This window comes from Rhizobium sp. SVR5-9E, assembly GCF_056755095.1.
This window is the reverse complement of record NZ_JBNDHS010000032.1, coordinates 45,725-61,072: the sequence shown is the minus strand read 5'-3', so window position 1 is coordinate 61,072 and position 15,348 is coordinate 45,725. Positions and strand designations below refer to the sequence as shown.

Annotated in this window: 11 protein-coding genes; 4 read left to right on the top strand and 7 right to left on the bottom strand. The window is 52.5% G+C overall.

The features are described from left to right. The coding region (locus tag ACPYOJ_RS16395; RefSeq protein ID WP_481417209.1) for an integrase core domain-containing protein at positions 1–359 on the top strand (359 nt) is incomplete at its 5' end. A gap of 173 nt (positions 360–532) precedes the next feature. Here ACPYOJ_RS16395 and ACPYOJ_RS16390 read toward each other — a convergent pair. Next, positions 533–2,365, bottom strand: coding sequence for a glycosyltransferase family 4 protein (locus ACPYOJ_RS16390; RefSeq protein ID WP_481417208.1), 1,833 nt, complete (start codon positions 2,363–2,365; stop codon positions 533–535). Positions 2,366–2,400: 35 nt separating this feature from the next. Beyond that, positions 2,401–3,657 carry a UDP-N-acetyl-D-mannosamine dehydrogenase gene (gene wecC, locus ACPYOJ_RS16385; RefSeq protein WP_481417207.1) on the bottom strand — a complete coding sequence of 419 codons (1,257 nt, stop codon included), beginning with the start codon at positions 3,655–3,657 and terminating at the stop codon, positions 2,401–2,403. Between the two features lie 939 nt (positions 3,658–4,596). Between wecC and ACPYOJ_RS16380 the strand changes: the two genes are divergently transcribed. Then, on the top strand, positions 4,597–5,442 hold the full coding sequence (locus tag ACPYOJ_RS16380) for a glycosyl transferase (RefSeq protein ID WP_481417206.1): 846 nt from the start codon (positions 4,597–4,599) through the stop codon (positions 5,440–5,442). Positions 5,443–5,465: 23 nt separating this feature from the next. Here the strand turns inward: ACPYOJ_RS16380 and ACPYOJ_RS16375 are convergent, their stop codons facing one another. Next, complete coding sequence (locus ACPYOJ_RS16375) at positions 5,466–6,146, bottom strand: transposase (RefSeq protein WP_481417205.1); 681 nt, start codon at positions 6,144–6,146, stop codon at positions 5,466–5,468. A 113-nt stretch (positions 6,147–6,259) separates the two neighbouring features. Between ACPYOJ_RS16375 and ACPYOJ_RS16370 the strand changes: the two genes are divergently transcribed. After that, positions 6,260–7,324, top strand: coding sequence for a stealth family protein (locus ACPYOJ_RS16370; protein ID WP_481417204.1), 1,065 nt, complete (start codon positions 6,260–6,262; stop codon positions 7,322–7,324). A 327-nt stretch (positions 7,325–7,651) separates the two neighbouring features. Here ACPYOJ_RS16370 and wecB read toward each other — a convergent pair whose 3' ends face one another. From wecB to ACPYOJ_RS16355, 3 genes are all read right to left on the bottom strand, one after another. After that, complete coding sequence (gene wecB, locus ACPYOJ_RS16365) at positions 7,652–8,770, bottom strand: non-hydrolyzing UDP-N-acetylglucosamine 2-epimerase (RefSeq protein ID WP_168833842.1); 1,119 nt, start codon at positions 8,768–8,770, stop codon at positions 7,652–7,654. Positions 8,771–9,021: 251 nt separating this feature from the next. Then, positions 9,022–10,860, bottom strand: a complete 1,839-nt coding sequence (locus ACPYOJ_RS16360) for a glycosyltransferase (protein ID WP_481417203.1) — start codon at positions 10,858–10,860, stop codon at positions 9,022–9,024. Between the two features lie 136 nt (positions 10,861–10,996). Then, a complete protein-coding gene (locus tag ACPYOJ_RS16355; protein ID WP_481417202.1) occupies positions 10,997–12,223 on the bottom strand; it encodes a hypothetical protein in 1,227 nt (408 codons plus the stop codon). 502 nt (positions 12,224–12,725) lie between these two features. On the opposite strand from ACPYOJ_RS16355, the gene ACPYOJ_RS16350 reads away from it, so the two are divergent. Next, positions 12,726–13,634 carry a class I SAM-dependent methyltransferase gene (locus tag ACPYOJ_RS16350; RefSeq protein WP_481417201.1) on the top strand — a complete coding sequence of 303 codons (909 nt, stop codon included), beginning with the start codon at positions 12,726–12,728 and terminating at the stop codon, positions 13,632–13,634. A 172-nt stretch (positions 13,635–13,806) separates the two neighbouring features. On the opposite strand, the gene ACPYOJ_RS16345 is transcribed toward ACPYOJ_RS16350, so the two are convergent. Further along, positions 13,807–15,345, bottom strand: coding sequence for an alginate lyase family protein (locus ACPYOJ_RS16345; RefSeq protein ID WP_481417200.1), 1,539 nt, complete (start codon positions 15,343–15,345; stop codon positions 13,807–13,809). Positions 15,346–15,348 lie beyond the last annotated feature (3 nt).

Here is a 15,348-nt window from a genome sequence, read left to right as displayed (position 1 = left end):
CCATCCTCGCCTGGTCGAAGGATCACAAGGTCGAGTGGCACTACATCGCGCCCGGAAAGCCGATGCAGAACGGCTATGTCGAGAGCTTCAACGGCCGGATGCGCGACGAACTATTGAACGAGAGCCTGTTCTTCGGTCTCGATCATGCCCGAAGCGCCATTGCCGAATGGGCGGACGATTATAACCATTTCCGGCCGCACTCATCCCTCGGATATCAGACCCCGGCAAGCTATGCCGGGTCCATCGCCGCAACCGGCTCCAACGCTGCGCGAGATGAAAGCTTCGCGTTTCCGCCGGTTGCTCCCACCGCGCCATTTGGCCTATTGAAAGCCGCCGAGGCTCTAATCGCAGTCGGATGAAAGTTCAGTGGCAGGTCACTTTCTGTCGCATTGATCGCTTCGGAACAGGAGAGTGAAGCGAACCAGCGGTTTGACGAACAAGCCCGCCTCCTGTGAAACGGAGATCACGGCCATCGCGCATCGAGAGCAGCTGCAAGGGCGCCCGTTCTCAAATTGACTCGCCTCCACATCCCTTATTGTCCCACTTCGAGCGTCATATGTTTGGCAGCTCGCTTGCAGATGGCGGGCCAGGTGCGATTGTTCCGGACAAACTCCTGTGCATTTTGCTTTAGAGTTTCCCTTAACGCTGGGTTGTGGAGGGCTTTCTGAAGCTTGGCTTGCAAGTCACGGATGTTGCCCTTCTCAAAAGCCAGTCCTGTTTTTCCCCGTTGGGTGAAATCCTTCATCGCCTCAACACTAGACACAATCAGAACTTTTCCCATTGCCAAAGCTTCGATCGGCTTAATAGGCGAGACCATTTCGCTAACTTTGTACGGGCGGCGGGGGATGGGCGCGATATCGATTAGTGAATAGAACGATGCAACTTCGGAGAAGGGCACGCGACCCGGCATGATGAGCCTGTCTTCTATTCCAGCCGCCTTAAAGAATGCACGAATCTCGTCGGTTATTGGTGTCCCGCTGAACTGAGGTCGTCCTTCATCTCCAACGATTAGCAAGCGAAAGTCATATCCGCTTTCCGCCAATCCAACGCACGCAAGCGCGAGGTCCGGAAGTCCCTCGTAATCTATGATAGATCCAACATATCCGATCACAGGTATGCCGGAAGGTATACCCAGTCTGGACGCCAGCGGTTGATCACGCGGAGGACTGAAAACGGCGCATGCGTTAACGCCGTTAGGCATAATATCTATGCGCTGAGGTTCCACTCCACGCCGTATCAAATCGATCCTCATCGGTTCGGTTAACGTCAGGACGGTATCGGCATTCTGGGCGACAAAGTCTTCCAGCAATATCGTCACGGCGAAATCGGCGGTCTTACTAAAGCCGGGATCGCGAGAATCTCGAGTCAACTCCCACATCCCGCGGACTTCGTAGGCAAATGGAAGGCCTAACCTGCGAGCGGCGATCAGCGCTGGCAAGCTATTCATATAGTTCGAAGCCGCTACAACTATTTCCGGTTTCATATCTCGAAGCTTCCGTTCGATCGCGTCAGCAGCGAGGCGTATCCACTCCACTGGAGTATGTTGTTTCTGGTTTGGCTCCAAAAGTCGATGGTAAGGAATGCCGTCTAGTCGCTCCAGCTCCGGAATTTGGCGCGCGTCAAGCGTGGGGTGAAAGTTCAGCGGAAAAGACGGGCGTGTCACAACATGAATATCAAAACCGTTTTGCTTGTAGCCCTGAGCAACCCCATGCGTGCGAGTCGTGTAGCCAGTTACATTGTATGGGAGACTGGAGGCTGCAACATAAGCAATCTTGCCTGACGTTGCCCAAGCCGGAAATTCAGCCTTCTCTACCAGAAGCTTTCGCGCCGCCAGTAGCATGGCAGGCTCACGCAGTAGACTATTGAGTTGTTTTGCTGAGAGCTTCTTAGAGTTTACGAGCTCCTCGCCACATGCAAGTGCACTATCAAGCTGCGAGATTGCCTGCATTACAGAAAACCGAGCCAGCCTCTCCTGACTCGTGCCCGCCTCCATCGCATCGGCGAGCGCCGCAGCCGCGCTAGTAGCGCCGTTTTGAACGAGTTTTTTGACGACCGCGCCGGTGACCTCGCCCTTTAATTTTGGGGATAAACGTGCCTGCGAGATCAGAGCGCACATTGATTGGGCAACGTGGTTGCTTACCCCGCTATTGGCGTCTGACAAGGCTCCTAATGTTTGGCCCAATTTACGAACTCGACGTGCCAAGAGCCACTGGTATAGAGTCAAAAAATGCTTTTCTCGATGCCTTTTGGCCTTGGCCCTGTGCCTCGCCAGCATTTCCTCTGCAAATTGGACAAGGGCAATGCCGACGGCATCCGATGTGGCATTCCGTTCCGACGTCTCATTGTGGAATGTGGCTAAGCTCATTCGAGCCTCCTTCATTTTGCCTGCAAGGGCATTAATCAGACACGCACGGCTCTCACGGTTCGTGGTGGAAAGGTCTTCCCGTGAAACTCCTTGTGAGCAACGAGCAGGACATGTACGTCCGCATTTGCAAGCGCCCTGTCGACATCCATCAGACGGAGGTTTTGCAATCCGTGTGGCAGTTCAGCGATGTTGGGTTCCACAACGATCAGCTCGCCGGGATGCTGTTCCCTTAGCCGTTGGATGATTTCGAGGGCTGGACTTTCACGGAGGTCATCAATGTTTGGTTTGAAAGCCATTCCGTAGCAAGCGACGCGCAGATCGGATGGCCGGCGGAACGGTTCCGCCATCAAAGCGTCCGAGATCGTCTTCCGTATTTGTTGAAGCACCCAATCGGGCTTGCCGTCATTAACCTCGCGAGCGGTCCTTATGAGCCTTGACTCAGCCGGAGCGCCTGACACGATGAACCAGGGATCGACTGCAATGCAATGGCCGCCTACGCCGGGGCCAGGTTGAAGAATATTCACCCGAGGATGATGGTTGGCGAGGCTTATCAGCTCCCACACATCAACGCCGAAACGCTCACAGACCAGCGAAAGCTCGTTTGCGAATGCAATATTGACGTCGCGAAAGCTATTCTCAGCCAGCTTCGCCAACTCCGCAGTCCGGGGATTGGTGATGACACATTCGCCTATGACAAAAGTTCGATAGAGCTGCACCGCTAACGCACAACACCGCGGCGTCATTCCAGCGATGATACGGTCGTTGGCAACAAGCTCCTTGATCACCTTGCCCGGAAGGACCCGTTCGGGACAGTGTGCGATTCGGATGTCGGAATGCTCCCCGGCGTCTTGCGGAAATGTCAGATCCGGTCTCGCCTCTGCGAGCCAGTCGGACATTTGCTCGGTCGCTCCAACGGGCGATGTCGATTCTAGGATGACAAGGTTGCCTGATCGTAGCACTGGCGCGATAGCCTTGGCTGCCGCCTCAATGTAACTTAGATCCGGATCGTGCGCTTCGCTCTTAAACGGCGTAGGGACGGCGATGAGGAAAGCTTCCGCCGGCGCGGGCTGAAGTGTCGCGCGCAAATAGCCTTCATGCACAACACTGTGAACCAGAATATCCAAGTCAGGCTCAACTAGATGGATTTGGCCCCTGTTGATGATGTCAACAACTTTCGAGTTAACGTCGACTCCGATGACTTCGATTTTACGAGAAGCAAATAGCGCGGCCGTTGGTAAGCCAATGTAACCGAGGCCTATGACCGAAATTCGAGAAAAAATTTGATCTTTCATTGCCTCAACCAGTTGATTATGCGTTCGCTTCCTTGCCATCACCGTAGGGATTATGAGCTGTGCTCATGGTCCCAAAAGCTTCACGATTAAAAACAAGCCAGGAAACCTCCTCGGCAATTCGATCGGCATCCGTGCCAACGAGCCGGACTGGTCCGGCGGCGACAGCCTCCGATCCCTTTTTCGCATCCCAGCAGTCGAAGCGTGATCGAAATATCGGCCCCTAATTTTGCGTCTTCAACATGTCGCGCTGCTGCGCCATTACGGAGCTTCGAGGTGAAGTCGGGATGCGATTGCAGACTCGCGACCAACGGCGCCATCTGGATAGCTTCTAGTGTCGTGCCAAAAACTGTGAGAACTTTTTTCATCAGACCCCCCGGTCCGCTGTAAGCCCGAATAAATCAGCTTGGGAAGGGTTTAATACGCAGTCCTAAGTGAATCACCTCAAAGTTGTTTACAATATATTACAAAGAGAGCAACTCTGTGTACGCAGCGTTCAACTCGCTTCCCTGAGCAATTGTACAAGCTGTGGCGGACGGACAGCAGGCAAAGAGCCCACAAAGCTTTGGTACGCCAAGGCGCCGACAAAGATCCACATCCGGGGAAGGAGCAGATTCTATACCCATCAATCCGCCAGACGAAGTCCGGATCTGCGCCTTCGGGATCACGCCGCTCCTTATAGGATGCATGCATGGTGGAGTTTCTCATCGTGCGTCCAGACAGCCATCCTCGACGGCGAGGCGGTCGTGAACTGTGGACAGCCGGAGCCGTCCCCCTTGATCTGGTAAACCCAGTCCGGCCCCTCCGGCACCTTTGGTTCGAGCAGCGCAAGGCATATTGGATACGTTCGCCGCCCCGAGGGGATCGGATGTTAGTAAGTTGACCGAGCGATAGTAGTTTAAATAACAAGACAGTTGGCTTAAGTTCAGGTGCGGAGGCAAAATGGCACTGAACGAGACATTCTCTTCAAAGACGGTGAAACAGGTGATTTGCATAAATTGGGGCACCAAATTCGGTCCGCCGTTTATCAATCGCCTTTATGCAATGGTCGCGAGAAACATTACGCCGCCGTTCAGTTTCACGTGTTTCACCGACAATCGGGACGGTATCAGGCGAGAGGTTCTTTGCGAGGAACTGCCTCCATTAGAAGTACCAAAGATGCCTGGAAATTCCCCAGGAATTTGGAATAAAGCAAGACTCTGGGGTGCAACGCTGGGTTCGCTTAGCGGCCCGGTCCTCTTCCTGGATCTAGACTTGGTGATTGTTGCTTCAATTGACCCATTTTTTGAAACTGGCAGTCCAGAGGATGTGGTCATGACGCGCAATCAAACCACACCATTTGAGAAGCTTGGTCAGACATCGCTCTTTCGTTTCCCGGTTGGAAAGCTCGCGCCGCTCCAGGAACTGTTCAAGCAGGATCCACAAGCCATCGCAAATGAATACCGGTTCGAACAGCGTTTTGTGACCAGAAACGTTCCGGATGGCCCGAAGTTTTTCCCACGTGAGTGGGTGCTGCACTTTCGTCAGGACTGCCGCCGAACGTGGCCCATAAACTACATACTTTCGCCACGACTCCCTGAGAGCGCAAAAGTCGTCATTTTCCCTCGTGGACTGCGGCCCGAGCATGCGATTAACGGCCAATATCACAAGCGTGGCGCCAGTAACTTAGCTGACCACCTTATGGCAAGTTTCGACAAGTCCCGACGCATGAAGAACGATTCCGTCTTCGCGCATCTGCGACACTTTATCCGTCCGGCGGGCTGGGTTGCTGATCACTGGAAGGAGTAGAATCCTTGTGTCGAATTCATACCTTACCGCAGCAGACGCATCGCCCGAGAATCGGTAGGCAGATCGTTGATGCCGACGCTTTCTGCGAGGTCATCTCCAAGCGAGTTCCTAGTTATTTCCACGCATTCCGGGATCTCCGGCCGCTGCACTGAACCGGCGCCGCACACGCCGATAGCCGTCGCGCAACCCGCGTTTGGCAGATGTCCTTGATCCTCAGCTTCGGGTCGGCCTGCTCGCCGCGTCTGGACTTGTAGACATAAAGCGACCGATCGATCTTCAGCACCGAACAGGCGCGTCGCGTCGAGACCTTCCAGTCGGCTCTCCCCTGTCGACGAGCAGACGCTTGCGGGCGGGCCCTCGGAGTTTTTTGCCAGCACGTCCTGCAGCATCGCCTTGTCGAGCGACAGGTCGGCGACGATCCGCTTCAACTTGGCATTCTCTTCCTCGAGTTGGCGCAGCCGCTTAATCTCCGACGGCATCAACCTGCCATAGCGCTTGCGCCAGTTGTAGGACGTCGCGTCCGACATCCCCGCCTGCGGCAGACGTCTGCAATCGGCGTGCCGTCCCCCGCCTGCTTCAGCAAACGCGATCTGTGCCTCCGAAAACTTCGATGCCTCCGTCGAATTCTCCTCATTGTCCCCGCAGGGATCATAAGTGTGAAATTCCAGCTCTCGAACTGGCTCAATTTGGCGGGAGCACGTCAAGCGGCCAAGCCGAGATATTACTGGGCGCCCTCTCGAATATCATTGCTATCTGTTATAGCTTTCGCCTAAATTAGCGACTCGCAATATAAAGCCACGCCCAGTGCAGCGCGCAAATGAAAGTAATGATCATGGAAAGCAACCAAATGCCAATTGATGCCGTGATCACCTGGGTTAACGGTGATGACCCGACTCATATGGCGAAACGCAAGGCCTACTTAGATAATGGCGTACATATCGATTCATCAGACTCTACGAGATTTGCGTGCAGAAACGAAATACGATATTGCGTATGGTCAATATTATACTTCTGCCCATTTGTCCGTCGGCTTTACATAGTTACGGACAATCAATATCCGCATTGTATCGCACCAATACTAAAACGCCACCCAGATTGGGAGGCTAGAATTTATTTAATTGGTCACGAAACTATCTTCGGCGACCACAAGTCTGTTTTACCTGTATTCAACTCCCGCTCGATTGAAACGATGCTTCACCGTATTCCAGGCTTATCTGAACATTTCATCTACTTAAATGATGATATTTTTGTTGGGAGAAGTCTTACTTCCGACTATTTCTTTGACTGCGGGAAGCCGATTTTACGCGGCAGTCTCGTCCGGCATCCTAACTTCTTCCTTTCAGCGATTAAGCAGTTTTTCAGACGAAAGGGACCATCGCGAGCGAGCTTTAAAGAGGCACAAAGGCGCGCTGCAGCCCTCCTAGGATTTAACAAAAACTTTTTATATTCCGAACATTATCCACATGCCATGCGACGCTCCACGATGAGCCAGTATTTTTCAGATCGCGAGCACTTATTGCGGTCTCAAATTGGGCATAGATTTCGCAATGCCGAACAGTACTCGCCAATAGGTCTCGCCAATCACCTTGAGCTTCTCGAGGGGGCTGCCATCCGGCCGCCAGGGCCAAAGGGATACATCAAGCCTCCCCATAGTAAGCGGGTGCAAAAGAGAAACTACAATGCCTTGGAAAGCCTGAAGGGAGGGGAGTTCGATACGATTTGTATCCAAAGCCTCGACAAAATGAGCTCAAAGGATCAAGGTTATGTCGTATCTTCGCTCGACGCTTGGATTGTGGCGTCTGAAGCCAAGAGCCTAAACGGTGATATCCGTAGCAATGTTGTGGCTTCGCATCTAACCCAACCGGCCAGGTCCCGAAAGTAGGTATCTTTTAGCCGCCGCGACCTATCGGCACGATCTTGTTGCGTTAAGTTTTTTGCCGACGCCGTGGCCGACGATCACAGCCAGGTGCATGCGGTCGAAGCGAGGTGCTTCGATGTCAGGCGGACACATTTCATCTGCGAACTGCGGAGCCTAACGCCAATTTAAACTGATCAAGCGTTTCGGTTTGCTATCTCGTCGCGAGATAATTCGTCGGACAGCATTTCAAAAAACCGCTGGAGCCAACTCAAAACTGGATAAAACTGGGGCAAGGTCATAACCGATGTAGCCGGGGCCCACGACAAATATTCGAGAAAAGACTCGTTTCTTTCATTGTCTCAACCAACTGATAATACGTTCGCAAGCTTTACCATCCCCGTACGGATTGTGAGCCGTGCTCATGGCGTGATAAGCGTCCGGACTTAAGAGAAGTCGAGAAACCTCTTGGGTAATTCGATCCGCATCGGTGCCAACAAGCCGAACAGACCCGGCCGCAACCGCCTCGGGCCGCTCGGTACATTCCCTCAGAACCAAAACCGGCTTTCCGAGCGACGGAGCCTCTTCCTGTATGCCCCCGGAGTCAGTGAGTATTATATAAGCGTTGAGCATTAAATAGACGAATGGAACGTAATCCTGTGGATCAATTAGAAGAATATTTTCAACTCCACTTAACAATCGTCTCACGGGCTCCAGCACATTTGGATTCCTGTGCACTGGGTAAACGATAATGCACTCTGGAAAGCTACTGGCTACCTGCCGCAAGCCACGACAGATATTCTCAAAACCCTCACCAAAATTTTCTCGGCGATGGCCCGTAACAAGAATAATTCGCCTGTTGGAACCCAGAAAATCGAAACGCGACCGGACGTCTGAGCGCAAACGGGCGTTCTCTTCAAGCTCACGCTTAACGCTCATGAGAGCATCGATTACTGTGTTGCCAGTTACCGCGATTGAGTTAGGATCGACATTCTCCGAAATTAAATTTTGACGTGCCACTTCAGTAGCTGCGAAATGATATCTAGCAATCGCCCCTGTTAGTTTTCGATTGCCCTCTTCTGGCCACGGTGAATAGATCTTTCCGGTTCTTAATCCGGCCTCCACGTGTCCGACTGCGATACGACAGTAGTAGGCAGCCAAAGACGCGGCAAATGTTGTGGCTGTATCGCCATGAACGAGCAAAAAATCCGGTCGCTCCGCCTCAAGGACCGGCTGAAGTTTAAGCAAAATCGACGCTGTGACGTCGAACAGGGATTGGCCCGGCTTCATTATATCGAGATCATGATCCGGGACCAATGCAAATACATCTAGAACCTGATCGAGCATCTCTCGATGCTGTGCAGTCACGCAGAGTCTTGAACAAAAATCAGGAGCATTCTGTAAGCTGGCAACCAAGGGTGCCATTTTGATAGCTTCCGGCCGAGTGCCAAAAACGGTGAGAACTTTTCTCATCGGTCTCTCCAGAGGTCAATCTCTGTATTAGACCATGCTAATGCGCGGTTCAATAAGCAAGTTTGATAAGCCACCTTAAAGTTGATTGCGGCCGTCGTTCTGGTGAAATTCCTGCCGCCTGGCGCGGCCGGTTCACGGTTCACCGGCGTAGCAAGAGGAGCCGGTATGGCGCTCTACTCTAAGCGGACGTTTTCGCCGCCGGTCAGGACAAAGCCAAGAGGGCGCCCTTCCCTCCACAGGCAATGCCCTCTTCAAGCCGGGCCGTCTTTCATGAGAAGACCGGCCAGTTGTAGGTGTTGCATTGCAGCAGCACAAATGGCGGGCCACGTGCGTGTCGCACGAACGAATTCCTGCCCGTTAGAGCTAAGAATTTTCTGCAGATGAGGATCGTTAAGCGCCTGAAACAGCTTTTCCTCCAAATCACTGACGTTTCCTTTTTCGAACAAAAGGCCCGTCCTTCCGTTTTGGCTGAACTCTTTAAGAGCCTCTACGTCCGATAGAATGAGAACTTTACCCATCGCTAAGGCTTCAACTGGCTTTATCGGTGACACCATCTCGCTCACCCTATAGGGACGGCGAGGGATAGGAGCGATGTCGATCGTCGAGTAAAAAGAAATGACGTCGTCGAATGGAACTTGGCCCGGCATTATGAGCTTTTCTTCCATGCCTGCATCTTGGAAGACGGCACGGATTTCATCGGATATCGGCGTTCCTTTTAGTTTATTTCGCTTTTCTCCTCCGACAATCAGAAGCCGAAAATCACAGCCGCGTTTTCCTACCCCTACGCAAGCTCTCGCGAGATCCGGAAGTCCTTCATACTCTACGATGGATCCAACATAGCCGATAACAGAAACACCTGCGGGAATGCTTAGCTTCTTTGCCAAAGCCTCGTCTCGTGCCGGAGTAACGACTGTCTTTTCTCCAACGCCGTTCGGCATAATGCTAATCCGTTCACCGGGCACGCCACGCTGGACCAAGTCGGCCTTCATTTGGTCAGTCAATGTCAGGACATAATCCGCATTTAATGCGACAAATGTTTCCATCATCACAGTCACTGCGAAATCTGCTGTCTCAATGTACCTGGGAAGTCGCGAAACCCGGCTTAACTCTGACATTCCGCGGACTTCATACGCGAACGGAAGACCAAGCCTACGAGCGGCTATCAAGGCCGGCAAGCTGTTGAGATAATTCGATGCCGCAATGACTAATTCCGGGCGGAGCTGGCGGATTTTTGCTTCCAAAGCGTCTGCCGCAAGTATCACCCATTCAACTGGCGCGTTTTTCTTGAGGTCTGGCTCCAGTAACCGATGGTATGGAATACTGTCGATAACGTCCAGTTCGGAAACTTTTTTTACATCGATCTCGGGCTTCAGGTTCAACGGAAAAGATGGGCGGGTGATGACCTGAACATCCAACCCATTTTCGATGAAGCCAGCGGCAACACCATGTGTACGCGTTGTATATCCGCTTGTCTTATAGGGAAGGCTAGATGAAGCAATATACGCTACCCGGGCGCTCACTTTCCAGTTTGGGGGCGACGCTTTCTCTACCAAAAGCTCTCTAGTGGTAAGCAACATCGACGGTTGCCTTTGGAGGTCGCGGCGTCGTTTCTCAGATAGCTGACTCGACTTCAGGAGTTCGCGTCCATAAGCAGAAGCTGCCACGACGTCCAACATTTCCTGGAGTAACGTAAACTTGAGCCATCTGCTCTCGGGCTCTGCGTCCTCCAGAGAGTGAATAATTCTTATGGCTGCCTCGCGCGCGCCGTGAAGAGTGAGAGCGCGAACAACAACTCTTGCTATGTCTCGTTTAACTCGAAACGGTAGACGACTTTGTAAAACCGCTTCGTTGAAAGAATTGGGAAAATGGGTCCCGTCTGTTGAAGCAGATATTTTCTCTAATGCGTTGCCGAGTTTTTTCACTCGGTACGCAACGAACTGCTTGTGTGGCATCGAAAGAAGTTTGCCCCAACGCTTTTTGGCTTTGCGGCGATGAGTTTCCAAAAAGTCATCCGCGAAAGCTCCCAGCGCTAGATTGATCTTTTTTGACAGATCTGCGGTTGAGGGGGGGCTTGCGTGGGAAGTCGTCACGATTAGAAATCTCCTAGCTCGACGGGACGGCACGCCGCATCAGAAAGCCGTGTGGGTGAATTCCCAACAAAGCTGATATTGCCAGGCGATTTGTCACTGTCCTGCCTTTTTAGATCGGTTTACGCCGAAGGCCGGTTTAAGCCTCCACGGCGTCCAAGACATATCGTCTGAATTCCTGAGCTTTTTGATCAAGCGTCGGTGTGATCACACGCTCCTCGTTTAGCTGGCTAAGACGTTTTACCAAATTCTCGGCCCCAAAAAGCGATATTGCCACGGAACGAGCGGCATTGATGTAGTGCAGTCTCGCTTCGTCATCGTGAGTCATCCTTTCGATCACAGATAAGACCTCGCGTGGCTCGCAATAAATTGCGAGTTCTCCGAATGTCGCTTCGAAACGCTTCGGAAGGATTACCGGAAGACCACTAAGGATCGCCTCGACTACAGTGCGCCCGAAAGCCTCGTCCCTCGTGATTGCAGGGAAATTTACGAAGATGTCTAGCGATGAGAGATAGTCTGAGACGCCGGCTACACCGAATGGCTCGACTTCCCAATTCGATGGAAGCTGCCCAAGTAAGTTCAGAGCGTTGTCCGCTCCACCTAATATCCTGACAGCGATCCGATTGTCTAACGGATAGGCAGACCTGAGTTCATCTGGATCCTGCAACCATTTGCCTTCATGGTCACGTGCATGTCGACCTATCACAATCGGTTCAAATAGGTGCCGGCGAGGCGCAAATTTGAACTCTGTAACGTGGAAAGCCGGCGGCCAATCGAGTTTAGCTAGCATTGGGCTATCAGTTTCAGAGGAAAGCGCCCGCTTCGCCTCTGCTCGTATGATTGGGCTGATCGGAAAAATTCGCGAATTGGACAGCCCGATTTCATTCACTCGTCGATTTAGGTCAACCCAATCGAAATTGATCTTTCCGCGCTCGTCCCAAGCCGAGTTGTTGACAATAAAGAGAGCATTAACCGTGTGAATACGACGGGCCAGTTTTCGAAACTGTTCCATCATCGCCATCCGTGGTCCGCGCACGATGAGATAAGTACAGTTTATCCTTTGAATCGTGCGCGCGAGCGCAATATTCCTCTCATGCGGAAAATACCGCTCAGCCAACCAAAATTGCTTCCAAGGCGATCGCCTCAACGGACAATGAACAATTATGGTCTTCAGCCCGGCCGCAGTGAATGTCTCCAACTCGGTTACTGTTGTACTGGCGTTACCTCCCGGAAAGGCACAATTGGTGACAATGCAAACATCTACATCAAACTTACCTTTTGTCGAAATGTTGGAAGCAAATTTGCCGTCAGGAGGCGCGAAAAACTTTTCTCCCAATGCTCTTAATAGGCTCAGTGGTAAGTTCACGCGGTTCTCCTGGTGAAAATAGTTGCTCCGTTCACCCTCAATCTAAAAAAGCGCACACACCCGCGACCGCCTTGAGTGATCAAGGGCCGCACTCCCATCCTTCAATACGCCATTTGGTACTTCCCCATCACCGGTATCGAGCTTCGTCAAGCATCCATCAATGTTGAAATCAAGCGGACTTTGGCAGGTTGGTTGAATCGCTCGGCGAACTCATGGAGATGATAAAGCTTCGCGCAGACCCCGTCGGATCGGCCCTTAAGAGGTTCATACGTTCCCCGTTCAACAACAGCTCCTTGTTGCATAATCACCAACTCATCGGCGCAAAACGAGGATCACAGTCTTGCCGTCCATCGCCTTCTTAAGCACCTTCTGATAAACACTTCGGAGTCGGTGTCAAGCGCCGACGTAGGTTCGTCGAGCAATAGGATCGGCGCATTCTGATGACAGACCGCGTTAGGTCTCGCGGAAGCAGCGCGGAGCAAGTCGCAGTTGGAGCGCAAAAGTGAAGTACGATTTAGATCTGTTTCTAGCCCTCAACGAAGAATATCGCTCAAAGCCCCTCGTCACTGCTCCACCCGCCTACGATCCGGAAGCCCTAGCGCAAAGAGCAGCCCGTCGCGCTGAAATAATCAACAGTCGCGTCCGTGTAGAACGTAAGCGAATCCTCGAAATCGGTTGTGGACGCGGTGAAGTTTGTGTCGCACTAAACAACGTCTATGGCTGTCAAGTTGTTGGGGTAGACGTTTCCCGCTATTCCAATTGGGATGACCTGCCGAGCGGCGTAACGCTTATTCAAACCGACCTCACCGAAGATAATCCACCGGACATTGGCCAGTTCGATCTGATCTACTCGAATTCGGTCTGGGAACACGTGCGTCACCCATACACCATGCTGCAGCGGGCCTATGATATTCTCGTACCAAGTGGGCATTTCCTTCTCAGTGCCAACCTCTACCGCGGCCCCAAAGCCTCGCACCGCTATCGGGAAATATTCTTCCCATGGCCGCATCTGCTCTTTTCCGATGAAGTCATCGACGAGTACTATCGCCACTTAGGAACGCCGCCCGCTGGCGAAACATGGATATCGGAGGACTCGGTCGAACCCAGCTACCGGGAGCAGGAGCGTTGGGGGAGTGCCTGGGTCAACCAATTATCAATTGCGGATTACTTCAATTACTTCAAGCTTGTGGGTTATGACGTCGAACACGTTAAATACTCGATAACGCCCCTCGATGAAGAGTTTCTTGCTCGCTTCGCCGACAAGCTGGACAGATTTCCTCGCTATGACCTCGAGCGAGACTTTCTGCATGTAAAGCTAAGGAAACCGGATCAGCTCGAAAACGCCCCCGCGTGCGGACGTGAAGTCGAGACGCGCGCGTTGAAAAGATTTGGAGATAAACTCATCTGCTGAGCGCAACTCGGCTGGTCACGACACACAGGAGACGTTTCCCAGATACTCTAATGATGAGTTGTTCGAACCGATCTGTATGGCGTCCCAGCTTTGATTGTCGTAATGGGTCAACTCATGCTGGCTGAGTAGGGATTTTAAACGGGACCCCAGCGCTAGTCGAGCCATTACAGAGTCAGGCTTTTAAGTTAATCTCCCAAGTAATCGTTTGAACCTTACCGCGGCATATCGCTCTGACGACTGTCGTAGGCTCTTTTTTCAGGTAGTTCGAACTAATCCATCCAAGGGGAGGCTCGTCCTGGCCCCTAACGGCTTCAACGCGGCAATCCCGCTGTTCGACACTGCCGACGATTCTTTTCCCGTCAGCCAATGTCAGTTCAAAACCATTCTCCGTCATTTGCGGGATAAGGTCCGGCGGCAGGACAAGCGTGCTGACAAATTCACGTTCCTTGCCAGAGGTCACCTTGTCGATGATCATCAAGGATCTTCCCGGTTCATATGACAGCCTTCGCTCGTGCCTAAATCCAAGGCGCGGGAATTCCGCGCTACCCGTGACGACAAATTGATCGTCAGTGATCTCAAGCGGGTTCAGGCTTGAGCCCTTGAGTTTTACGTCTCTTGGAGTTTGTGGCCTATCCCTGATGCTGATGGTATTGTGAGCCGCTGCGCTGACGAAATAATTACGGACCTCGCTTTTGTTGTATCCGAACTTCCCGCTATCCACGAAGATCTGGCGGCCGTGCTCATACAACTCAAAACTGAGGTTGTCGGCATGCTTGTGGCCACTCCATACCTCGTTCATCCCCGTCACGAACAGCATGCTATCCTGCTTTGGTGGATTTGAGCGAATTACTATATAGCCGGACTCATGCCAATCTCTGACTGCAAACTCCTTGCCGTTAAAGAGTTTCACCGGGTGCGGATCCGGAACCTTCAGTGAGTTTCCATAGCCCGCGCTGTCTCCGACTCGCACGACCGTCCCGTCCGGGAACACCATGAACGGCCACGCTTCTTTTGCCAGATCGAGCTTCCGCCGAAGCGCTGGCAAATCGAATCGGTCAGTCCCGCCAACATTCTCAATCGCGGTCAATGCGAAACGATGATACTGCGGCGAGTTCTCCGTGTGAATGCCCTCTTCTGTAAACTGACCACCGGAGATTTTTTCAAACATCTTAGCCGCGAACTTTCGGCCATTGCGGCATTCGGGCATGTCTGCGAATTCCTGACAGAGCATGTCCAACCCGACGGTCTGAAAGAGCCCGTGGTTGCCAAGACTGATAAAATTCTCATCCTGCAGTCGTTTCGCATGTATGGATGCCAGGCCGTGGAGGATGTTTCTGTCCGCAGTCGGCGGATTCCACTTGCCTGTCGAGATCTGCTCTTGGAGAAAAGCAATACGGATCGCCCGTATGCCCGCTGCCATATCATACCAACTGAACTCGGAGGATTTCCCCGCGATCAGGTGGTACGCGTGCCAATCACGGATGAAGATCGTCGCCTCATCGAGATAGGCCGGATCTCCGGTTTTCACATACTTCTCAAAGATGGCGTCCGTCATTCTCCATGTATGCAGATGGAAGCGCCAGTTTCTATCCTTGAACGGGTCCGCGTTCCAATCGATTGGTAGCGTCAGCGGCCATGCCTGAACGTCTGCTCTCGGGCGAAATCCATGCGCTTTCTGCTCTTCATACGACGTTGCTGTGAAAAGCGCCAACGA